This window comes from Nonomuraea sp. CA-143628, assembly GCF_050942315.1.
In the GTDB taxonomy this organism is placed as follows: Bacteria; Actinomycetota; Actinomycetes; order Streptosporangiales; family Streptosporangiaceae; genus Nonomuraea.
Genome location: NZ_CP192072.1, coordinates 5,311,402 through 5,332,818 on the forward strand (window position 1 = coordinate 5,311,402; position 21,417 = coordinate 5,332,818).

A 21,417-nucleotide genomic window follows, 5' to 3' on the forward strand; every position below is an offset into this window, starting at 1 on the left:
TCTGAAATGGCATATTTGGGGTATTTAGCTCGTTCGGTCGCATGGGGCGCCGACATTGGTGTCGGTGCGTAGATCAAATCCATGCGGAAAGTGGACCTGACATTACGGGCGGGCTTCTTTCAGGTGGCCGATTCGTGGCATCCAGCTATCTGCCCGAATGCCCGGCCTTCGCACCATATGCAACCTCTGCCCCATGCGCCTCGTGGGCACCGTTCGCCGCGTGCGTGGCCATCTGTGCCCTGCACCCGCGTGCGTCGCGGGGGTGCCGGGCAGATCGGCGGGTTCTGGGAGGTTGAAGGGGGAATCTGTGGACAGGGGCAGCCCTTCTCCAGATGAGTACGAAGGCGACGCTAAAGTCTCACGCGGCGTGACAAGTCAACGGGAAGAGGCGCAGTGCTGATCGACGGCTATGACACCCTGCTGCTCGACCTCGACGGGGTCGTCTATCTGGGCGCCCACGCGGTTCCCCATGCGGTCGAGTCGCTGGAGGAGGCGCGGGGCAGGGACACGCGGCTGGCGTACGTCACCAACAACGCCTCACGCACCCCCGCCGCCATCGCCGAGCACCTGCGCGAGCTCGGCCTTTCCGCCAGGGCCGAAGACGTCGTGACCTCGGCCCAGGCCGCGGCCCGGCTGGTGGCCGAGCGGGTGCCGGCCGGTTCCCCCGTGCTCGTGGTGGGCGGTTCCGGACTGCGACTCGCCGTACGGGATCAAGGACTGAGGCCCGTCACCACGGCGGCGGACGCGCCGGTCGCGGTGGTGCAGGGCATGGCGCTCGGCCTCGCGTACGGGCTGCTGGCGGAAGGCGCGCTGGCGGTACGGCAGGGCGCGTTGTTCGTGGCCGCCAACAGGGACAGCACGCTGCCCACGCGGCGGGGTGAGCTGCCCGGCAACGGGGCGATGGCGCGGGTGATCGCCACCGCGACCGGGGTGGAGCCGGTGTTCGCGGGCAAGCCGGATCCACCGCTGCATCGGGAGTCGATGATCCGTACGGAGGCGAAGCGGCCGCTCGTGGTGGGCGACCGTCTCGACACGGACATCGAGGGCGCCGTCAACGCGGGCGTCGACGGACTGCTGGTGCTCACCGGGGTCGCCACGCCGCTCGACGTGCTCACAGCCTCTCCTCAGCAGCGGCCGACGTACGTGGCCGAGGATCTGTCCGCGCTGCTGCGGCCCTATCCGGAGGTACGGCAGGGGGTCTGCGGGGGATGGCGGGCCCAGTGGGTCGACGGAGTGCTCACGCTGGAGGGTGACGGCAGCCGCATCGACGGGTTGAGGGCCGCCTGTGACGCGGCCTGGACGTATGCGGGCGAAAGCCCGGCCGAGGAGGACGCGGTCAAACCGGTGCTGGATCGGATCGGCTGAGCCGGACGCGCCGCCCTCCTGACTGTGCGGCCATCCCAGCCGGCCGGTAGCGAGTGGAGCGTCAAGCGGTTGGAGCGTCAAGCGATTGGAGGGTCAAGCGATTGGAGGGTCAGAGGAGGCGGCGTAGGCGGAGCAGGTCGCCGAAGCTGGCGTCGATCCGCACCCGGCCGCCGAGCAGCGCGCGCGCCAGATCGAGCTCCCCGTCCACAAGGGCGATCAGGTCGTCGCTGACGATCGTCAGCTTCACGTCGGCCGACCTGCCGTTCGAGGGCGGCTCTTCACTGAACGGGTCCAGCCCGTCAGGATGCAGCCGCCCATAGAAGATCAAGTCGAGGTCGGAGACCCGGCAGCTCACCGTACGCTCGACCACGTGCTTGGCCCGGTCCTCCTCGCCGATCTCGTCGAACTGGTCGACGAGCTTGGCCAGTGCCGCCCGGCACTCCTCGACGCTTGCCATGTCGGGATCCTTTCTTCCATTTCAGGACGGTAGCGTTCCACATCAGTGGCACCCCCGTGTGACCCTTCAACGTGTGACACACCTGCCAAGGTGCCGGGTGCTCGCATGAGGCGTTACGGTCGTTGTCATGAGTGAGGTACCGGAGGAGACCGGCGACGAGCGAGTCGACGCGGTCCTCGCCGGTCTCGGTGACCTGGCCGGGCGGCCGGTGGGTGAGCACGTCGCGGTGTTCGACGAGGCGTTCTCCGGGCTCGAGGCCGCGCTGGGGGCCGTGGACGGCCAGGTGGATGGGCAAGTGAACGGCCAGGTGGACGGCCGGACGGGCGACCGGTGAGCCGACGCATCCGGCTGGACAGCGAGCTGGTGCGGCGCGGCCTGGCCAGGTCGCGTGAGCAGGCCGGCCAGCTCATCGAAGCCGGCCGGGTCACGGTCGGCGGACGGCGGGCGGGCAAGGCGGCGACCCAGGTCGACACCGCCTCGGCCATCGTCGTGGCCGAGTCCGCCGACGGTCCCGACTACGTCTCGCGCGGCGCGCACAAGCTGCTCGGCGCGATCGAGGCGTTCGGCGCGCTGGAGATCCGGGGCCGCCGCTGCCTCGACGCGGGCGCGTCCACGGGCGGGTTCACCGACGTGCTGCTGCGGCACGGCGCCGAACGCGTGCTGGCCGTCGACGTCGGTTACGGCCAGCTCGCCTGGTCGTTGCGGACCGACGAGCGGGTGACCGTGATGGAGCGCGTCAACGTACGTGATCTCACCCCGGATCTGGTCGGTGAGCCCCCTTCGCTGATCGTAGGCGATCTGTCGTTCATCTCGCTGCGGCTGGTGCTGCCCGCGCTGGCCTCGGTGGCCGCCGCTCGGGCCGACTTCGTGCTGCTGGTCAAGCCGCAGTTCGAGGTGGGCAAGGACCTGGTGGGCGCCGGTGGCGTGGTGCGAGACCCGGTGTTGCGGGCGGGCGCGGTGCGACAGGCCGCGGCCAAGGCGCGCGAGCTCGGCCTGGTGGTGCGCGGCGTGACCGCGAGCCCGCTGCCAGGTCCGTCGGGAAATGTGGAGTATCTGCTCTGGCTGGGCAAGGGGGAGGGCGAGCCGCCGGTCGCCGACCTCGAGGCCGAGATCGAGCGGGCCGTCGCGGAAGGGCCACAATGAACCGTACTGTGCTGGTCACCGTGCACACAGGGCGGGAGGCCGCGGTCGACAGCGCCCGCCTGGTCATCGACCGCCTGGTCACGGCCGGGATCCGGGTCAGGGTGCTCGATGTGGAGGCCGACGACATCGGCTGCCGCGGCGCCGAAGTGGTGCCCTGCGACCCCGGTGCCGCCAAGGACGCGGAGATGCTGATCGTGCTCGGCGGCGACGGCTCGCTGCTGCGCTCGGCCGACCTGGCCAGGCCCACCGGCACCCCGCTGCTCGGCGTCAACCTCGGGCACGTCGGCTTCCTGGCCGAGGCCGAGGTCGCCGACCTGAAGTCGGCGGTCGACAGTGTGGTCGCGGGCCGCTACGACGTCGAGGAACGCATGACGATCGACATTCTGGCCAGGCAGAACGGCCAGGTGCTCGCCGACACGTGGGCGCTCAACGAGGCCAGCGTGGAGAAGGGCGAGCGCATGCTGGAGGTGGTCGCCGAGATCGACGGGCGGCCGTTGTCCCGCTGGGGCTGCGACGGCGTGATCTGCGCGACCCCGACCGGCTCGACCGCCTACGCCTTCTCCGCCGGGGGTCCCGTCGTGTGGCCGGAGGTCGAGGCGCTGCTGATGGTGCCGATCAGCGCGCACGCGCTGTTCGCCAGGCCGATGGTGATCTCGCCGCGGTCCACGCTCGCCGTCGAGATCCTGCCCGACACACCCGGCGGCGTCCTCTGGTGCGACGGGCGGCGCCGTTTCGACCTGCCGTCCGGCAGCCGGGTGGAGGTACGCCGCGGCTCCCAGCCGGTACGTCTGGCCAGGCTGCACGGGGTGGAGAGCACCGGCGCCCCCTTCACCGACAGGTTGGTCGCCAAGTTCGAACTACCGGTCCAGGGCTGGCGCGGAAGGGTGCGTCCCTGACTCAATTACAGGTGCAGCGCGTACAGTTAGATCGCACAAGCGTTCGGAGCGACGGGAGTGGGCAGTGCGACCAAGGGTCGAGGAGGTCCGCATCCAGGGGCTCGGCGTCATCGACGAGGCCGTTCTGGAGCTTTCGCCAGGCTTCAACGTGGTCACCGGCGAAACCGGTGCCGGCAAGACGATGGTCGTCACCGGGCTCGGGTTGCTGTTCGGCGGCCGGGCCGACCCTTCCCGCATCCGGCCGGGCACCGACAAGGCCACCATCGAGGGCACGCTGGTCATCGAAGCCGACGGCCGCGTCTCCCAGCAGGTCGAGGACATCGGCGGTGAGATCGAGGACGGCGAGCTCATCATCTCCCGCACCGTCTCGGCCGAGGGCCGGTCGCGAGCCTGGCTCGGCGGCCGGACGGTGCCGGTCGGCACGCTGACCTACCTGGCCGACGACCTGGTCGCCGTCCACGGGCAGATGGACCAGCAGCGCCTCCTGCAGCCGGCCAAGCAGCGGGCCGCCCTCGACCGCTACGCCGGTGACGACCTGGTCAAGCCGCTGCGCGCCTACTCCCAGGCGTACAAACGGCACAAGCAGGTGGGAGCGCTGCTCGACGAGCTCACCACCAGGGCGCGTGAGCGCGCTCAGGAGGCCGACCGGCTGCGGTTCGGCCTGGAGGAGATCGAGAAGGTCGAGCCGAAGGCCGGCGAGGACGTCGAGCTGCGCGGCGAGGAGGAGCGGCTCTCGCACGCCGACGCGCTGCGCGGTGCCGCGACGAGCGCGCACACGGCGCTGCTCGGCGACCCGATGGAGGCCGCGAGCGGCGCGCGCGACGTGATCTCCCTGCTGGGCGAGGCCCGCTCGGCGGTCGAGGCGGTGCGCGACTACGACACGCAGCTCGCCGGGGTGGCCGACCGGCTGGCCGAGGCCGGCTACCTCATCTCCGACGTCGCCACCGACCTGGCCGCGTACGCCGAGTCGATCGAGGCCGACCCCGCGCGGCTCGCCGCCGTGCAGGACCGCCGGGCCCTGCTGTCCGGACTGGTCCGGAAATATGCCGAAGACAGCGCCGGTGTCCTGCAGTGGGCTCAGGAGGCGTCCGCCCGGCTGGTCGAGCTGGAGGGCGATGACGAGCGCATCGACGAGCTGACCCGCGAGCACGACGAGCTGACCGCCCGGCTCACCGAGTTGGCCGCCGAGCTGACCCGGGTGCGCGAGGGCGCCGCCGAGCGGTTCGGCCAGGCCGTCACCGACGAGCTGACCGCGCTGGCCATGCCGCACGCCAGGGTCATCGTCCAGCTCACCCAGGTCGCCGACTTCGGCCCCGAAGGCGTCGACGAGGTCGAGCTGCGCATGGCCGCCCACCCCGCCGCGCCGCCGCTCCCGCTCAACAAGGGCGCGTCCGGCGGCGAGCTGAGTCGCGTCATGCTGGCGATCGAGGTGGTGTTCGCGGGCGCCGATCCGGTGCCGACGTTCGTGTTCGACGAGGTCGACGCGGGGGTGGGCGGCAAGGCCGCGGTCGAGATCGGGCGCCGCCTGGCCAGGCTGGCACGGACCGCCCAGGTCATCGTCGTCACCCACCTGCCGCAGGTGGCCGCGTTCGCCGACCAGCATCTGGTGGTCGAGAAGGCCAGTGACGGCAGTGTCGTACGCAGCGGAGTCCTCACCCTCAACCACGAAGGCCGGGTACGCGAGCTCTCCCGCATGCTGGCGGGGTTGGAAGACTCCGAGCTGGGCAGAGCACACGCCGAAGAACTCCTCGGGCTGGCGGCCGCCGATCGGTGATCCTGAGTGACATAGCGGACACGCCGCGCAATGCGTGGCCTCTGCGCTGCTTCACTCTGGCAGGATGGTCTTGATGAAGGTTCCGGGGAGCAGGATGCCGGGCCTCCGCGCTAGGAAGGTCACAGACCTTCCCGGTGTCACGGCAGTGGCGAGAGTCGATCGGCGGACTAAGAGGCTGACCAAGCGCCTCCAGCCCGGTGAAATAGCGATTATCGACCACGTCGACGTGGACCGGGTCAGCGGGGAGGCGCTTGTCGCGTGCGGAGTGTCGGCCGTGGTCAACGTCGCCGCCGGCATCAGCGGACGCTATCCCAATCTCGGCCCGCAGATCATCATCGAGTCAGGGGTGCCGTTCGTCGACAACGCCACCCAGGATCTGTTCGAGCGGGTCAAGGACGGCGACGTCGTCCGGATCCACGACGGGGTCGTCTACCTCGACGGTGACGTGGTCGGCAAGGGCGAGGAGCAGACCCCCGACGCGGTCGAGGCCGCCATGGCCGAGGCCCGCGCCGGTCTCGCGGTGCAGATCGAGGCGTTCGCCGTCAACACGATGGAGTACGTCCGGGGCGAGGGCAAGCTGCTCATCGACGGAGTCGGCGTGCCGGACATCCGCACCCCCATGGAGGGCCGGCATGTCCTCATCGTGGTGCGCGGCTATCACTACAAGGAAGACATCGCCACCCTGCGCCCCTACATCAGGGAATATCGCCCGGTGCTCGTCGGAGTCGACGGCGGTGCCGACGCGCTGCTGGAGGCCGGCTACCTGCCCGACGTGATCGTCGGCGACTTCGACTCGGTCTCCAACAAGGCGCTGAGCTGCGGTGCCGAGCTCGTCGTGCACGCCTACCGCGACGGCAGGGCGCCCGGCCTGGAGCGCGTCCACCAGCTCGGCCGCGAAGCGGTGATCTTCCCCTCCACCGGCACCAGCGAGGACATCGCGATGCTGCTGGCCGACGACAAGGGCGCCGAGCTGATCGTGGCGGTCGGCACCCACGGCACGCTGGAGGAGTTCCTCGACAAGGGTCGTTCGGGGATGGCCAGCACCTTCCTCACCCGGCTGCGGGTCGGCAGCAAGCTCATCGACGCCAAGGGAGTGAGTAGGCTCTATCGAAGCCGCATCTCGACGTCCCAGCTGCTGCTGCTCGTGATCACCGCGTTGATCACGATGGGCGTCGCGCTCTTCCTGTCGCCGATCGGCCAGACCTGGCTGAACGGCATGCAAGATTTCTGGAACGCCTTCATCTTCTGGTTGGTCGGACTCTTCTCGTGATCGATTTCCGCTATCACCTCGTGTCCATCGTCGCGATCTTTCTCGCGCTGGCGGTCGGCATCGTCATGGGCACCACGCTGCTCCAGTCGCCCGCCATCGAGTCGGCGCTGCGGACGAGCAACCAGATGACCCAGGACAACACCCAGCTCAGAGCCCAGCTCGACGCGCTGCGCGGCAGGGAGGCGGGCAACGACTCCTTCGTCACCGCGCTCACCGCGCAACGCGTCGCGGGCGAGCTGACCGGCCAGCACGTCGTGCTCATTGAGACGCCGAGCTCCAGCACCGCCTACCGCGAGGCCGAGCAGCAGGTGCTCGCCCAGGCAGGCGCCCTGGTCACGGGGCGTGTCCTGCTGGACGAGAAGTTCGCCGATCCCAAGCAGAGCGGTGTGATCGACGGCCTGGCCAACAGCCTCAAACCTGAGGGCATGACCTTCCCCGCGGCGGCCACTCCCTACGCGAAGGTCGGTGCCGTGCTCGCCGCCACCGTCCTGACCACCGACCAGGCCCAGGCCAGCACCGCGAACCCGGCCACCGGGGCCGTCCTCGGGGGCTTCGAGGAGGGCGGGTTCCTCAGCATCGAGGGTGACCCCAACAAGCGGGCCACGCTCGCCGTGATGTTCGCGCCGGAGAAGCCGTACGAAGGCGACAACGCCGAAGCCCAGGCCGACGCCCTCGTCAAGCTCGCGGGCGGTCTCGACGCCGGTGGCAAGGGCACCGTGGTGACGGCCACGGCCCCCACCGCCGCCGCCTCCGGAGGCGTGATCAGCGCGCTGCGTGACGACAGCGAGGTCGCCAAGCGCGTCTCGACCGTCGACACGCCCGACATGCCCGCGGGCCGAATCGTGATCGTCGACGCGCTCCGCGAGCAGCTGAGCGGCCGCGCCGGCCACTACGGCGTCGGCACGGGAGCCCCTACATTCCAGCCCGCGGCACCGACCGCGACCCCGTCCCCCACCCAGTCAGGGAGCTGACATGGCTCGTGGCCTCCTCTACGCCCTCGCCGGCGCCGCGATCGGCGCCGTCGCGGCCCGCGCCGCCTACACCGCCTTCACCCGTCTGGCGCCCCGCGCCGACGAGAAGGAGCCGGGCCGCTGGACCCGCACCAACCACCGCGGCGAGCCGATCACGCTGCTGGAGGGCCCCGCGTTCGTGGCCGGCGCCGGCGCGGCGGCCGCGCTCGCGCCGGGTCTTCCGCCCCGCGTACGCCTGGCGGCACTGCTGGCCGGGGTCGGCAGCGGAGCGCTCGGCGCCTACGACGACCTTTACGGCACGACCAAGTCCAAGGGCTTCAAGGGGCACCTGACCGCGCTGGGCCGCGGCGAGGTGACCAGCGGGGCGGTCAAGATCCTCGGCATCGGGGCCACCGGGCTGGGCGCGGCGGCGCTCGTCTCGCGCGGGCCGGTCGACACGCTGGTCAACGGCGCGGCCATCGCGGGCACCGCCAACCTGGCCAACCTCTTCGACCTGCGACCCGGCCGGGCGATCAAGGTGGGCCTGCTCACGGGCGGGCCGCTGCTGGCGGCCTCGCTCTTCCGCGACGCGCCGCTGACCGCCGCGCTGACCGCCGTGCCCCTGGGCGCCGCCGCCGCGCTGCTCCCCGACGACCTCGGCGAGCGGGCGATGCTCGGCGACGCCGGGGCCAACGCGCTTGGCGCGCTGCTCGGGCTGGCCGCGGTGACCAAACTGGGGCGTCCGGGGCGGTTCGTGCTGCTCGGTACGGTGGCGGCGTTGACGGCGGCCTCGGAGAAGGTCAGCTTCACCAAGGTCATCGCCGGCAATCCGGTGCTCAACCGGCTGGACATGCTCGGCCGGCGTCCCGTCGAAACGGCGTGAGTCGCCGTCTTGTCGATGTGGTGCGAGTCGGCGTCCTGTGGCGTGGTGTGAGCCACGTGGTGCGAGGTCGGTGTCCTGTGGCGTGGTGTGAGTCGGTGTCCTGTTAGGTGATGGGGTGCCCTGCGCGATTGTCGGTGTGGCCTGCCAGGATGTTCGCGTGATCGGGTTCGGGGCGGGGCGGCTGTGGTGAGGGAGCGGCTCGTCCGCGGCGTCGCCGGTGGGGCGTTGCTCATCGGGGCGATCACCGTGCTGGCCCGGGTCGCCGGGTTCGCCAAGCAATACGCGTTCGCCCAGACGGTCGGCACCAACTGCCTGGCGACGGCCTACGCCACGGCCAACGGGATCCCCAACATCGTTTTCGAGGTCGTCGTCGGCGGCGCGCTCGCCGGGATGGTGGTCCCGGTGCTCGCGGGAGCCGGGCCGGGGCACGATTCGGGCGGCGGCTCGGACCGGGAGCGGATCGGGCGGATCAGTTCGGCGTTGCTGAGCTGGGTGCTCGTGGTGCTGGTGCCGCTCGGCGTGCTGACCGCGGTGCTCGCCGGGCCGATCCTCGGGCTGTTCTTCGGTAACGCGGTGCCCGGTTGTGACCTGAGCGAGGTGACCGCGGTCGCCACCCGCATGCTGGTCGTCTTCGCCCCCCAGGTCCCGCTGTACGGCGTCGCGGTCGTCCTCTACGGCGTGCTCCAGTCCCACCATCGCTTCGCCGGGCCCGCCGTCGCCCCGCTGGTGTCCAGTCTCGTGGTCATCGTCGCCTACCTGCTGTTCGTGCCGCTCAGCGGGGGAAGCAGCGCTCTTGCCCGGGAGTTGGGGCCCGCCGAGCTCGCGCTGTCCGTGGGCACCAGCCTCGGGGTGCTGGCCCTGGTGCTGACCGTGATCGGCCCGGTCGCCGGGCTCGGGTTGCGGTGGCGGCCCACGCTGCGCTTCCCCGACGGCGTGGCCGTCCAGGTGCGCAGGCTCGCGCTGGCCGGGGTGACCGCGCTGATCGCCCAGCAGGCCGCCATGGCCATGGTGGTCGTGCTGTCCAACCGGGAGGTCGGCAACGGGGCCATCGTGGTCTACAACTACGCCTGGGCGATCTACCTGGTGCCGTACGCGGTGCTGGCCGTACCGATCGCCACCAGCGCCTTTCCGAGGCTGTCCGCGCAGGCGGGCAGCGGCGACACGGCGGGGTTCGCGGCGCTCGCGGCGCGGACCACGCGGGCGGTGGTCCTGGTGTCGGGGCTGGCCGCCGGGGTGCTCGCCGCGGTGGCCGAGCCCGGGGCGGTGGTGTTCCTCGGCTTCAAGAGCGATGTGCCCGCGCCGGATTTCGCCCGCGCGATCGCGCTGTTCGCGCCAGGGCTCGTCGGCTACGGGCTCATCGCACAGCTGAGTCGCGTCCTGTACGCGGCCGGGCGCGGGCGGGCCGTGGCGACGGGCACCGTGCTGGGATGGGGCGTCGTGATGGTGGCGCAGACCGTGTTCGCGCTGACGTTTCCCGGTGACTGGAAGCTCGGCGGGCTGGCGCTCGGCATGACCACCGGGATGACGGTGGGGGGCGCGCTGCTGCTCGTCTCGGTGGTGCGGGCGCGGGGGCGCGTCGCGGTGGCCGGGCTGGGCCGGGCCGCGCTGGCCTCGGTCGCCGGTGGTGGCGCGGGCTACCTCGCCGGGGCGGCGGTCGTGGGGGCGCTGGGGGCGCGGGGCATCTGGCCCAATGTCGGGGCGACCGTGCTGGCGGCGCTCGCGGCGGCCCTCGCCGGTGGCGTGGTGGTGGCGCTGGTGGACCGGCCGACGGCTCGGGCGGTGGCCGGTTCGTTCAGGCGTGGATCTGGGAAGTGAGGAGCGGCTGTGCGGGTGGCGTTCGTGCTGGGCACCACGTCCGGGGGGACGGGACGGCATGTCCGGATGCTGGTCGAAGGGCTCATCCGGCGTGGCCATCGCGCGGTGGTCGTGGGGCCGGGGAGCGTCGAGGAGCAGTTCTCGTTCGGTGCGGCCGGGGCCCGGTTCGTGGAGGCGCCGATGTCGGATCGGCCGCATCCGGTCAATGACCTGCGTGCCGTGCTCGCCATCCGGCGGGTGACCAAGGACGCCGACGTGGTGCACGCCCACGGCCTGCGGGCCGGGGCACTGGCCGGGCTGGGGCTGTGGGGCCGCTTGGCGAGCCGAACTCCGCTGGTGGTGACGCTGCACAACGCGCTCACCGCCGGAGGGCTGATCGGGGTCGTCTACGGCGGGCTCGAACGGGTCGTGGCCAGGAGGGCCGACCAGGTGCTGGTCGTCTCACCCGACCTCGGGGAGCGGATGAGGGGATTGGGGGCGCGGGAGGTGGGGCCGGCCGTGGTGCCCGCGCCCGTGCCGCGGGCCGCCCGGCGTTCGCCGCAGGAGGTCAGGGCCGAGTTGGGAGCCGGGCGGCGGCCGATCGTGCTGACGGTCGCCAGGCTGGCCCAGCAGAAGGGCTTGGAGACCCTCCTCGACGCCGCTCGCGGGCCCTGGGCGGGCGAGGGTGAGACACCGCTGTTCGCGGTGGCGGGGGATGGGCCATTGCTTGGAGAGTTGCGGCGCAGGATCGACGCCGAGGCGCTGCCCGTGATGCTTCTGGGCAACCGGGATGACGTGCCCGACCTGCTCGCCGCCGCGACCGTCGTGGTGTGGGCGAGCAGGTGGGAGGGCCAGCCGTTGAGCGTGAGCGAGGCCCTCATGGTGGGGCGGCCGGTCATCGCGACGGCGGTGGGCGGGGTGCCCGATCTGCTGGCCGGGGCGGGGATCCTGGTGCCGTACGGGGATGTGGCGGCGCTGCGGGCGGCCGTACAGGATGTGGTCGGAGACGGTGCCGAGGCGGCGCGGCTGGCCGCGGCGGCGGCGCGGCGGGGGGCGGAGCTTCCCGATGCCGACGAAGCGGTGGAAAGTGTGCTGAACGTCTACGGACGGTCAAGACAGCACGAATGATTAGGCGAGACTTACGCGTTCTCATATACTGCGTGCGTTGGGGAGGGGAGTATCCCTTCGCGGCAGCCTCGTCATCACGGTGTAGTCCCGCTCCACGGGGCCCCCGGGGCTGCCGGTCCGCGTGCTTGGCGGGCGGGAGAGACCTCCGGCGCTCTTTTTTTGCATGCCGGAGGTAGACCACGTGATCGTACCTGTTTGGGCCTGGATCGCCGTCATAGGCGGCCTGCTGGTCGTTCTCGCCATCGACCTCTGGATCGTCGACCGCGGTGAGGCCCGTGAGTTCTCGATGCGGCAGGCCGGATACTGGGTCACCTTCTATGTTCTGCTCGCCGTGGTGTTCGGCGGTCTGCTGTGGGCCACGCTCGGCGGCGCCAAGGCGGGGGAGTTCTTCGCCGGTTACATCACCGAATACAGCCTGAGCGTCGACAACCTGTTCATCTTCTTCATCATCATGAGCAGGTTCGCGGTGCCCAAGGCGTACCAGCACAAGGTGCTGCTCGTCGGGATCCTGCTCGCGCTGGTCATGCGCGGCATCTTCATCGCGCTGGGCGCGGCGGCGCTGGAGCGGTTCAGCTGGTTGTTCTACGTCTTCGGTGCCTTCCTGGTCTACACCGCGATCAACCTGGTCCGGCAGCACCTCAAGGGCGACGAAGAGGAGTTCAACGAGAACATCCTGCTCAGGTGGGTGCGCAAGGCCTTCCCCACCACCGAGGGCTACGTCGGGTCGAAGGTCACCGTCAAGATCGACGGGCGTCGGATGGTCACCCCGATGCTCATCGTGATGGTCGCCATCGGCAGCACCGACCTGCTGTTCGCGCTCGACTCGATTCCCGCCATTTTCGGACTCACCAAGGACCCGTTCATCGTCTTCGCGGCCAACGCGTTCGCGCTGATGGGACTACGTCAGCTCTACTTCCTGCTGGGGGGCCTGCTTCAGCGGCTGGTCTACATCAGCTATGGACTTGCGTTCATATTGGGCTTCATCGGGGTTAAGCTCATATTGGAGGCACTGCATGCCAGCGAGGTCTCCTGGGCGCCCGAAATCCCCATCTGGGTCTCGCTCACGGTCATCGGCGCCACCATGGTCATCACCACCGCGGCCAGCCTGATCAAGGCCCGTGTCGATGTGCGCAAGGGCGAGGAAGCCAGCAGGGCTAGCTAAATGGCTTTCGAGGCGCTTTGCTTGAGAAGTTGCGCCGTGTAATAGTTGCTGACTCTGTAACATCACGGCAAAGCGCCCAGTCCAGTCACCATCGAAGGTTGTACGTGTCAGACGATTCTGCCAAGACGGGCCGCGCGCGGCTCGCGCGCGGGGTGTCCCCGTGGCTCTTCCCCACCGTCGCCGCCGCGGCCACCACCGCGCTGCTGACGCGCCGGGACCGTCGATGGGCGCTGGCGGCCGTGCCGCTGGGCGCCCTCACCGGTGCCATGCTCTGGTTCTTCCGTGACCCGGACCGCACGCCGGGCGAGGGGCGGATCCTGTCACCGGCCGACGGCGTCGTGCAGAGCATCGACCCGCAGGCCGATGGGCGCACCCGCGTCGCGATCTTCATGAGTCCGCTGAACGTCCATGTGAACAGGGCCCCCCTTGCGGGAAATGTCACCTCCGTGCAGCATGTGGCGGGTGGGTTCCTGCCGGCTTTCAACAAGGACAGCGACCAGAACGAACGCGTGGTGTGGCATTTCGCGACGGCGCTCGGCGACGTCGAGATGGTGCAGATCGCAGGCGCGGTGGCGCGCAGGATCGTGCCATACGTGACCGTCGGCGCCAAGGTCTCGCAGACCGAGCGGATCGGGCTCATCAGGTTCGGTTCGCGGGTCGACATCTACCTTCCCGAAGGGATCTCGTCCGCGGTGTCCGTGGGCGAGAAGACGGTTGCGGGGGTGACCAGAATTGACCGCGGCTGACGCCGGCAGCTGGCAGGCCGACGACGAAGAACCTCGAGGACCCGTCGGCAAGGCGTTCCGCCTGTCCGCGGCGGACTCGCTCTCGCTGGGCAACGCCATCTGCGGGTTTCTCGCGGTGTGCGTCCTGGCCTCATCGGCGATCCAGTCGCTCAAGGCCGGGGGCGACTTCACGCCCGCGCCGAGCTACTTCGCGACCGCCGTGGTGCTGCTGCTCATCGGCGCCACCTGTGACCTGTTCGACGGCCTGGTCGCGCGGCGCTTCCGCGCCTCCGCCATGGGCGCCGAGCTCGACAACCTCGCCGACGTGATCAGCTTCGGGTTCGCGCCCGCGTTCATGGTCGTGATCTGGGGTGGTTTCACGGACAAAGTGCCGTTCGCCGCTGTGGTGGCCGCCGCCGCGGCGGTGCTGGTCGCCGGTGTGGTCCGGCTGGCGCGGTTCGCCTGCGTCAAGACCAAGAGCGGCGACTTCATGGGCCTGCCCATTCCCATGGGCGCCATGACCGTCATCTCGATCGTGATGCTGTTCCAGCCGAGCCTTTACTCGTTGCTCGCGGTGCTGGGCGTGGCCTGGCTGATGGTGAGCCGGATCGAATACCCCAAGCCCAAGGGGCAGCTCGCCGCGGTGGTGCTCGGGTGGATCATGATCAATGTGGCCTTCCTGACCTTCTGGGTGGCCTGGCCCGAGGGTGGCGACCTGCCCATCAAGATCGGTGCCACCATGCAGATCGCGCTCGTGGCGGCGATCCCGCTGCGGGTGCTGTTCTACAAGCGTGAGCAGCGCAGGGAAGCCGAGCGTATCGGCAGCTGAGCGGATACGTCCGCCGTCATCCGGGTGGTGATGGAGCCATGTCGGCCACGCCGCGCGAGCACACGCGTACGTACTTTCTCGCGAAGCTGGCCAGGGAGCTGGAGCTGCACGGCCTGACCACTACCCTGCTGCCCTACCCGCCCGCGCTGCGGGTCAGCGATCCCGACACCGCGATGCTCGTCGAGACCGTCGACTGCGTGCCGCTGCCGGAAGGGTGGTTCTACCGCTGGTCGTGGGGCGAGGTCGTGGGCCTCGCCGACGACCCCGCGCTGGCGGCCCAGCGGATCGCCAGGGTCCTGGCGAACCGCTGACCGCCGACCTCGACACCTCGGCCCGCCGCGCCCCCGGCTCGGTGGGCCGACCTGTCAGCGCCGGTAACTCGGCGGTGGTCGGCCTGCCGGCGCGTACGGCGGTCGGCTGGCCTGTCGGCGCCTACGGCGGCTGGTGTTACCAGCCTCTGGCCTTCCATTCCGGCAGGGACGGGCGCTCGGCGCCGAGTGTGGTGTCCTTGCCGTGGCCCGGGTACACCCATGTGTCGTCGGGCAGCCGGTCGAAGATCCGCTCGGCGACATCGCTGAAGAGCTGGGCGAAGCGCTCCGGGTCCTTCTGCGTATTGCCCACCCCGCCCGGGAAGAGCGAGTCGCCGGTGAACAGGTGCCGCCCCTCGTCGCCGCCGTCGTACAGCAGGGCGATCGAACCCGGCGTGTGACCGCGCAAGTGGATCACCTCGAGGTCGGTCACGCCGACCGTGATCCTGTCGCCGTGCTCGACCGTGCGGTCCACCGGGATCGGCAGGCCGGGCGCGTCGAGCGGGTGCGCGATCACCTGGGCGCCTGTCACCTTGGTCACCTGCTCCAGCGCCTGCCAGTGGTCGCCGTGCTGGTGGGTCGTGACGATCGCGCTGATCGGCTGGTCGGTGATGAGCGCCAGCAGCCGGTCGGCCTCCGCGGCGGCGTCGATCAGCACGCCGTCGCCGGTCTGGGCGCAGCGCAGCAGGTAGGCGTTGTTGTCGAACGGCCCCACTGCCAGCTTGCAGATCGACAGCTTCGGGAGCTCGCGTACGTCGGCGGGACCGCCGACCTGGACGTCACCTGTGTAGGTCATGGGTAGTCCTTCGGGGGCGTCGCGGGCAGATCAGCGGGGGCGGTCATCGTCATCCAGGGCGGCGCCACAGGAACCGGCGTGGACAGCCGCCCCTCCGTCACCACCCTAACGCCCGTGCCGTCGGATCTCCCGATGAGCCATGCCAGAACGTCGGCCGCGTCGCCCTCGACCGCCGGCCCGGGGCCCAGGTCGCGCCACGTCCGCCCACCGCGCAGGGTGATCTCGCTGACGGTGCTTCGCGCGTGGGGCCAGCACCGCAGGCAGTCGTGGAGCTCCCGGTCGACGAACGTCTCGGGCCAGTCCGCCGGGCCGTAGCCCGCGCCGAGGTCCACGTGGTGCACTTCGACCTCGCGCAGCCGCCGTACGAGGAGGTACCAGGCGGGGTGCGGCGGCGGGCGCATGGCCGAGACGGTCGCCCGCCACGCCGCCTCCGGGAGGTCCTGGATCTCGGCGGCCAGCCGGGCGTCGGCGGCTGTCAGCTCGGCGACGTGCTCGGCGGGGGTACGGCCCGCGCCCGCCTCGATGCCCGCCTCCCGCGCCGCGGCGGTCGGGTACTGCGGCGTCTCGACGCCGGTCCTGGCCCAGGTCAGCAGGTTGATGTGGCTGTCGGCGTTCCCCGCCACGTGGGCGAGCACGTGGCCCCTGGACCAGCCCGGAAGGAGCGAGGGCGCGGCGACGTCGTCCTCGGTAAGGGACGCCGCGGTGGCCAGGAAACGGGCGGTCGACGCGGCCAGTTCGGCCTGGAGCGTCAGCAGAACAGTCATGCCGGATATTTCATCATCCGGGGGGTTCTGGGGGCTGCTGGGGGCATAAAACGGCTGGTCACGCGGTTGACAGCTAAAGGCCACCTGCAGGGGTGGGAGTAGGCCGTAACCTGGTAGCGACGGATTTTCGGGGTTCGACGAGCGGGCCGCCGAAATTGTCGGAGCCCCCGTCTACCATCCCCCGTGGACCTATCCGCCTTTCGACATCCGGGATCGCCGTGGCAGACCGCCTGATCGTGCGTGGTGCACGAGAACACAACCTCAAAGACGTCTCGCTGGACCTGCCGCGAGACTCTCTGATCGTCTTCACCGGCCTGTCCGGCTCGGGCAAGTCGAGCCTGGCCTTCGACACGATCTTCGCTGAGGGCCAGCGGCGCTATGTCGAGTCGTTGTCGGCCTACGCGCGCCAGTTCCTCGGCCAGATGGACAAGCCCGACGTGGACTTCATCGAGGGCCTGTCGCCCGCGGTGTCGATCGACCAGAAGGCCACCAGCAAGAACCCCCGCTCGACCGTCGGCACGATCACCGAGGTCTACGACTACCTGAGGCTGCTGTGGGCGCGCATCGGCAAGCCCCACTGCCCGGTGTGCGCGCGGCCGATCGCCAGGCAGATGCCGCAGCAGATCGTCGACCGCGTGATGGACCTGGAGGAGGGCACCCGCTTCCAGGTGCTGGCCCCGGTCGTCAGGGGCCGTAAGGGCGAATACGCCGAGCTGTTCCGGGAGCTGCAGACCAAGGGCTTCGCCCGGGCGCGGGTCGATGGCGTGATCATCCGGCTGGAGGAGCCGCCCACGCTGAAGAAGCAGGAGAAGCACGACATCGAGGTCATCGTCGACCGGCTGTCGGTGAAGGAGTCGTCGCGCCGACGGCTCACCGACTCGGTCGAGACCGCGTTGCAGCTGTCCGGCGGCACGATCACGCTCGAGTTCGTCGACCTGCCCGAAGGCGATCCCAACCGCGAGCGCTTCTACTCCGAGCATCTCTACTGCCCCTACGACGACCTGTCGTTCGAGGAGCTGGAGCCCCGCTCGTTCTCCTTCAACTCGCCCTTCGGCGCCTGCCCGGAGTGCACGGGTCTCGGCACCAAGATGGAGGTCGACCCCGACCTGGTCGTACCCGATCCGGAGTCCACGCTCCGAGACGGCGCGCTCCACCCCTGGTCGGGCGGCCACACCAGCGAATACTTCGTCAGGCTCGTCGAGGCGCTCGGCCACACGATGGGCTTCACCCTCGACACGCCGTGGGAGAAGCTGCCCAAGGCCGCGCAGAAGTCCCTGCTGTTCGGCCACGACGAGCAGGTGCACGTCCGCTACAGCAACCGCTACGGCAGGCAGCGCTCCTACTACACGACCTACGAGGGCGTCATCCCGTGGGTCCAGCGCCGGCACGTCGAAGCGGAGAGCGACTCGACCCGCGAGCGGTTCGAGGGCTACATGCGCGAGATCCCCTGCCCGGCCTGCAAGGGCGCCAGGCTCAAGCCGGTCACGCTGGCCGTCACCGTCGCGGACAAGTCGATCGCCGACGTGTCGTCCATGTCGATCGGCGAGTGCGCGGAGTTCCTGTCCGAGCTCAAGCTGTCCGACCGCGACATGCAGATCGCCGAGCGGGTGGTCAAGGAGATCAACGCCCGCATGGGCTTCCTGCTCGACGTCGGCCTCGACTACCTGACCATGGACCGCGCGGCCGCCACCCTGGCGGGCGGCGAGGCTCAGCGCATCCGGCTGGCCACCCAGATCGGCTCCGGCCTGGTCGGCGTCCTGTACGTCCTGGACGAGCCGTCGATCGGCCTGCACCAGCGCGACAACATGCGGCTGCTCGACACGCTGATCAGGCTGCGCGACATGGGCAACACGCTGATCGTCGTCGAGCACGACGAGGACACGATCGCGGCCGCCGACTGGGTGGTCGACATCGGTCCGGGCGCGGGCGAGCACGGCGGCCAGGTCGTCGTGTCGGGCACCGTCCAGGAGCTGCTGGCCAGCGAAGAGTCGATGACCGGCCAATACCTGTCCGGGCGCAGGAGCATCCCGATCCCCGCCAAGCGTCGCAAGCGCGACAGGAAGCGGCAGATCACGGTCAAGGGCGCACGCGAGCACAACCTCAAGGGCGTTGACATCGAGTTCCCGCTCGGCCTGTTCACCGCGGTCACCGGCGTGTCGGGGTCCGGCAAGTCGACCCTGGTCAACGACATCCTCTACAACGCGCTGGCCAAGGAGCTCAACGGGGCGCGCACCGTGCCCGGGCGGCACTCCCGGATCAACGGCATCGACCAGGTCGACAAGGTCGTCCACGTCGACCAGTCGCCGATCGGGCGCACCCCGCGCTCCAACCCGGCCACCTACACCGGCGTGTTCGACCACGTACGCAAGCTGTTCGCGGCCACCACCGAGGCCAAGGTGCGCGGCTACCAGCCAGGACGCTTCAGCTTCAACGTCAAGGGCGGCCGCTGCGAGGCGTGCGCCGGCGACGGCACCATCAAGATCGAGATGAACTTCCTGCCCGACGTGTACGTCCCGTGCGAGATCTGCCACGGCGCCCGCTACAACCGGGAGACGCTGGAGGTCCACTACAAGGGCAAGACGATCTCCGAGGTGCTCGACATGCCGATCGAGGAGGCGCTCGGCTTCTTCGACGCGATTCCGGCGATCAAGCGTCACCTGCAGACGCTCAACGACGTCGGCCTCGGCTACGTACGGCTCGGGCAGCCCGCCACCACCCTGTCCGGCGGCGAGGCTCAGCGCGTCAAGCTGGCCTCCGAGCTGCAGCGGCGGCAGACCGGGCGGACGATCTACGTGCTCGACGAGCCGACCACCGGGCTGCACTTCGAGGACATCCGGCGGCTGCTCGGAGTGCTCGGACGGCTGGTCGACGGCGGCAACACGGTGATCGTCATCGAGCACAACCTCGACGTCATCAAGACGGCCGACTGGGTGATCGACATGGGGCCCGAGGGTGGCTCGCGGGGCGGCACGCTGGTCGCCACGGGGACGCCTGAGGAGATCGCGCTGGTGGACGAGAGCCACACGGGGCGCTTCCTGCGCAAGATCCTCTCGCTCTGAGGTTCCTTCTCTCCAGGGGTCTTTCTGTACGGCGGGTGGCCGCCGTACAGAAGGACCGGGGCGGCCGCGTCCATCGGTGCGGTCCTGATGATGGCCGGGGCCTGGGGCCGTCGTGCGGGCCTGAGGGGGCGCGGGTCCCTAGGGGGCGCCATGGGTCCGGCAGCAATACGTCACAGCGACCCCTCGCAGGGACGAGTCCCTGAGGGGTGACATGGGGTCCGGCAGCAATGCGTCACAGTCGCCCCTCGCAGGGGCGGGTCCCTGAGGGGCCGTCATGGGGTCCGGCAGCAAAGCAAGGGCGGTCACAGCCCTCGCAGGTGTGGGTCCTTGAGAGGGCCGAAGGTCCTTGAGGGTGGCGTGGGTCCTTGAGGGAGCGCGAGTTCCTGAGTGGCGCGGGTTCATGAGGGGAGCGTCATGGGGTGCCGGGCCGGGCGTTGAACGGCCGATGTCAGCGGCCCTGCGGGCCTGCGGGGTCTACGTCGGGTGAGGCGCGGTGGCTTGGGATTCCCGGCCTCGCGGCGATGACCCGGACGGGGGACCGAGGGGTGGCGGCAATAAAGTTGACCCGACGATAGCGGCCTGGCCTGCAGGGGGTCAGTGGCCACGGGGAAGGGCTGACACCATGGGGATTACGGAGCTGGGCAGCGCCATGCCCGAAATCGGGCGTCGCGAGGCGCTGGGCGCGGCCGGACTGGCGGCGTGCGGTCTCGCGGTCGCGGGGTGTGGCGGCGGCGCCAGCGCGGAGCCGGCCGGGATCAAGGGGCAGGTGCTCGCCAAGACCGCGGACGTGCCCGTGGGGGGCGGTGTCCTGGTGGAGAAGTACAAGATCGTGGTCACTCAGCCGGCGAAGGGCGTCTTCAAGGCGTTCAGCGCGGTCTGCACGCACAAGGGCTGCGCCGTCGGCTCGCCCGAGGAGAACGTGATCACGTGCGGGTGCCACGGCAGCGAGTTCGCCGCAGACAGCGGCAAGGCGCTCAAGGGCCCGGCGACCGCGCCGCTCGTGGCCTATCAGGTCAAGGTCGTGGGTGACGGCGTCGTGGTGGCCTGAACAGGTAATTCTGCGTGGTTCCCGGGATTGGCGTACGGCACGCTGAACCGGCGCGAGGGCGCTGGCCGTACCTGAAGTGAGAACTAGACCTGGGAGGACGCAATATGACCGAAACGACGCGCCGGGCGGTGGTGCTCGGGGCCGGAGGCGCCGGGCTCGCAGTGGTGATGACCGCTTGCGCGAGCTACGGCTCGCCGACGACCCAAGCGAGTGAGGCACCCGCGGCCGACGAGCCGTCGTCCGAGGCCCCGAAGAAGAAGAAAGCCGCCGCCGGCGGCAAGGCGCTAGCCGAGACCGGCGACATCCCCAGCGGGGGCGGGAAGGTCTTCGAGGGCGAGAAGGTGGTCGTCACCCAGCCGACGGAGGGGGAGTTCAAGGCGTTCACGGCGATCTGCACCCATCAGGGGTGCACAGTCGACGAGGTCGCGGACGGCACCATCAACTGCCCGTGCCACGGGAGCAAGTTCAAGATCTCGGACGGTTCCGTCGCAGGTGGCCCGGCTTCCGAGCCGCTCAAGGAGAAGAAAATCAAGGTCAGCGACGGTAAGATCACGCTTGCCTAGCGGGTCCTCATGAATTTCTCACCTGTGTGCGGTTGGGTGAGCTCATGGGAGATGACTTTCAGAGTCGCAGAGCGATGATCGCCGGTGTGGGCGTGGGTGGCCTGACACTGGCGCTGACCGCGTGCGGCAGTAACGACGCCGCGAGCGGCGCGCAGACCTCGACCGCCGACACGCAGTCGAGTGCTCCGGCGGCCGCGGGTGGCGCATTGGCGAAGACCTCCGACATCCCGGTGGGCGGAGGGACGGTCTTCAAGGAGCAGAAAGTGGTGGTGGTGCAGCCCAAGTCGGGCGAGTTCAAGGCGTTCAGTGCGATCTGCACCCACCAGGGCTGTACGGTCGGCGGCGTCGCGAACGGGATGATCGACTGCCCGTGCCACGGCAGCAAGTTCAAGATCGACGACGGATCCGTCACCGCCGGACCGGCCAAGAAGCCGCTTCCTGAGCAGCAGATCAAGGTCGAGGGAGACCAGATCACGCTCGCCTAGGCGCACGCCCGCCGTACC

21 protein-coding genes are annotated in these 21,417 nt (G+C 70.1%); 18 read left to right on the forward strand and 3 right to left on the reverse strand.

From position 1 onward, the window contains the following. The first annotated feature begins 393 nt into the window (after nucleotides 1–393). Nucleotides 394–1,365: an HAD-IIA family hydrolase gene (locus ACQP2T_RS24275; protein ID WP_433518359.1), complete on the forward strand. Its 972-nt coding sequence runs from the start codon at nucleotides 394–396 to the stop codon at nucleotides 1,363–1,365. A 109-nt stretch (nucleotides 1,366–1,474) separates the two neighbouring features. On the opposite strand, the gene ACQP2T_RS24280 is transcribed toward ACQP2T_RS24275, so the two are convergent. After that, complete coding sequence (locus ACQP2T_RS24280) at nucleotides 1,475–1,822, reverse strand: SCP2 sterol-binding domain-containing protein (RefSeq protein WP_357958333.1); 348 nt, start codon at nucleotides 1,820–1,822, stop codon at nucleotides 1,475–1,477. Between the two features lie 127 nt (nucleotides 1,823–1,949). Between ACQP2T_RS24280 and ACQP2T_RS24285 the strand changes: the two genes are divergently transcribed. The 13 genes from ACQP2T_RS24285 (at nucleotide 1,950) to ACQP2T_RS24345 (ending at nucleotide 14,687) form a co-directional block, all read left to right on the forward strand. Then, nucleotides 1,950–2,156, forward strand: a complete 207-nt coding sequence (locus tag ACQP2T_RS24285; protein WP_357958335.1) for a hypothetical protein — start codon at nucleotides 1,950–1,952, stop codon at nucleotides 2,154–2,156. Beyond that, nucleotides 2,153–2,965, forward strand: coding sequence for a TlyA family RNA methyltransferase (locus ACQP2T_RS24290; protein ID WP_357958337.1), 813 nt, complete (start codon nucleotides 2,153–2,155; stop codon nucleotides 2,963–2,965). The genes ACQP2T_RS24285 and ACQP2T_RS24290 overlap by 4 nt, the downstream gene beginning before the upstream one ends. Further along, nucleotides 2,962–3,861, forward strand: coding sequence for an NAD kinase (locus ACQP2T_RS24295; protein WP_358540401.1), 900 nt, complete (start codon nucleotides 2,962–2,964; stop codon nucleotides 3,859–3,861). Before ACQP2T_RS24290 ends, ACQP2T_RS24295 begins: the two co-directional genes overlap by 4 nt. A 64-nt stretch (nucleotides 3,862–3,925) precedes the next feature. Continuing rightward, nucleotides 3,926–5,635 (forward strand): DNA repair protein RecN, encoded by a 1,710-nt coding sequence (gene recN, locus ACQP2T_RS24300; RefSeq protein WP_433518360.1) that lies wholly within the window; start codon nucleotides 3,926–3,928, stop codon nucleotides 5,633–5,635. Between the two features lie 73 nt (nucleotides 5,636–5,708). Next, the gene (gene steA, locus ACQP2T_RS24305) at nucleotides 5,709–6,905 is read left to right on the forward strand and encodes a putative cytokinetic ring protein SteA (RefSeq protein WP_357958343.1); all 1,197 of its coding nucleotides are present in this window, start codon (nucleotides 5,709–5,711) and stop codon (nucleotides 6,903–6,905) included. After that, nucleotides 6,902–7,876, forward strand: a complete 975-nt coding sequence (locus ACQP2T_RS24310) for a copper transporter (RefSeq protein ID WP_433518361.1) — start codon at nucleotides 6,902–6,904, stop codon at nucleotides 7,874–7,876. The genes steA and ACQP2T_RS24310 overlap by 4 nt, the downstream gene beginning before the upstream one ends. Before the next feature lies 1 nt (nucleotide 7,877). After that, a complete protein-coding gene (locus ACQP2T_RS24315; RefSeq protein ID WP_433518362.1) occupies nucleotides 7,878–8,738 on the forward strand; it encodes a hypothetical protein in 861 nt (286 codons plus the stop codon). A gap of 186 nt (nucleotides 8,739–8,924) precedes the next feature. Next, entirely contained in the window at nucleotides 8,925–10,553 is a 1,629-nt protein-coding gene (gene murJ, locus ACQP2T_RS24320; RefSeq protein WP_433518363.1) for a murein biosynthesis integral membrane protein MurJ, read from the forward strand. Between the two features lie 9 nt (nucleotides 10,554–10,562). Continuing rightward, on the forward strand, nucleotides 10,563–11,660 hold the full coding sequence (locus ACQP2T_RS24325; RefSeq protein ID WP_433518364.1) for a glycosyltransferase family 4 protein: 1,098 nt from the start codon (nucleotides 10,563–10,565) through the stop codon (nucleotides 11,658–11,660). A gap of 181 nt (nucleotides 11,661–11,841) precedes the next feature. Next, entirely contained in the window at nucleotides 11,842–12,822 is a 981-nt protein-coding gene (locus ACQP2T_RS24330; RefSeq protein WP_433518365.1) for a TerC family protein, read from the forward strand. A 104-nt stretch (nucleotides 12,823–12,926) separates the two neighbouring features. Beyond that, nucleotides 12,927–13,568, forward strand: coding sequence for a phosphatidylserine decarboxylase (locus ACQP2T_RS24335; protein ID WP_433518366.1), 642 nt, complete (start codon nucleotides 12,927–12,929; stop codon nucleotides 13,566–13,568). Then, nucleotides 13,555–14,376, forward strand: a complete 822-nt coding sequence (gene pssA / locus ACQP2T_RS24340; protein WP_357958358.1) for a CDP-diacylglycerol--serine O-phosphatidyltransferase — start codon at nucleotides 13,555–13,557, stop codon at nucleotides 14,374–14,376. Before ACQP2T_RS24335 ends, pssA begins: the two co-directional genes overlap by 14 nt. Before the next feature lie 38 nt (nucleotides 14,377–14,414). Continuing rightward, nucleotides 14,415–14,687: a hypothetical protein gene (locus tag ACQP2T_RS24345; RefSeq protein WP_357958360.1), complete on the forward strand. Its 273-nt coding sequence runs from the start codon at nucleotides 14,415–14,417 to the stop codon at nucleotides 14,685–14,687. A gap of 136 nt (nucleotides 14,688–14,823) precedes the next feature. On the opposite strand, the gene ACQP2T_RS24350 is transcribed toward ACQP2T_RS24345, so the two are convergent. After that, nucleotides 14,824–15,480: an MBL fold metallo-hydrolase gene (locus ACQP2T_RS24350; protein WP_433518367.1), complete on the reverse strand. Its 657-nt coding sequence runs from the start codon at nucleotides 15,478–15,480 to the stop codon at nucleotides 14,824–14,826. Then, a complete protein-coding gene (locus tag ACQP2T_RS24355) occupies nucleotides 15,477–16,244 on the reverse strand; it encodes a maleylpyruvate isomerase family mycothiol-dependent enzyme (RefSeq protein ID WP_433518368.1) in 768 nt (255 codons plus the stop codon). Before ACQP2T_RS24355 ends, ACQP2T_RS24350 begins: the two co-directional genes overlap by 4 nt. Nucleotides 16,245–16,462: 218 nt before the next feature. On the opposite strand from ACQP2T_RS24355, the gene uvrA reads away from it, so the two are divergent. The 4 genes from uvrA (at nucleotide 16,463) to ACQP2T_RS24375 (ending at nucleotide 21,399) form a co-directional block, all read left to right on the forward strand. Beyond that, on the forward strand, nucleotides 16,463–19,303 hold the full coding sequence (gene uvrA, locus ACQP2T_RS24360) for an excinuclease ABC subunit UvrA (RefSeq protein WP_433518369.1): 2,841 nt from the start codon (nucleotides 16,463–16,465) through the stop codon (nucleotides 19,301–19,303). 622 nt (nucleotides 19,304–19,925) lie between these two features. Next, nucleotides 19,926–20,351, forward strand: a complete 426-nt coding sequence (locus ACQP2T_RS24365; RefSeq protein ID WP_358540424.1) for a Rieske (2Fe-2S) protein — start codon at nucleotides 19,926–19,928, stop codon at nucleotides 20,349–20,351. Between the two features lie 104 nt (nucleotides 20,352–20,455). Further along, entirely contained in the window at nucleotides 20,456–20,914 is a 459-nt protein-coding gene (locus ACQP2T_RS24370) for a Rieske (2Fe-2S) protein (RefSeq protein WP_433518370.1), read from the forward strand. A 44-nt stretch (nucleotides 20,915–20,958) separates the two neighbouring features. After that, nucleotides 20,959–21,399 carry a Rieske (2Fe-2S) protein gene (locus tag ACQP2T_RS24375; RefSeq protein WP_433518371.1) on the forward strand — a complete coding sequence of 147 codons (441 nt, stop codon included), beginning with the start codon at nucleotides 20,959–20,961 and terminating at the stop codon, nucleotides 21,397–21,399. Nucleotides 21,400–21,417 lie beyond the last annotated feature (18 nt).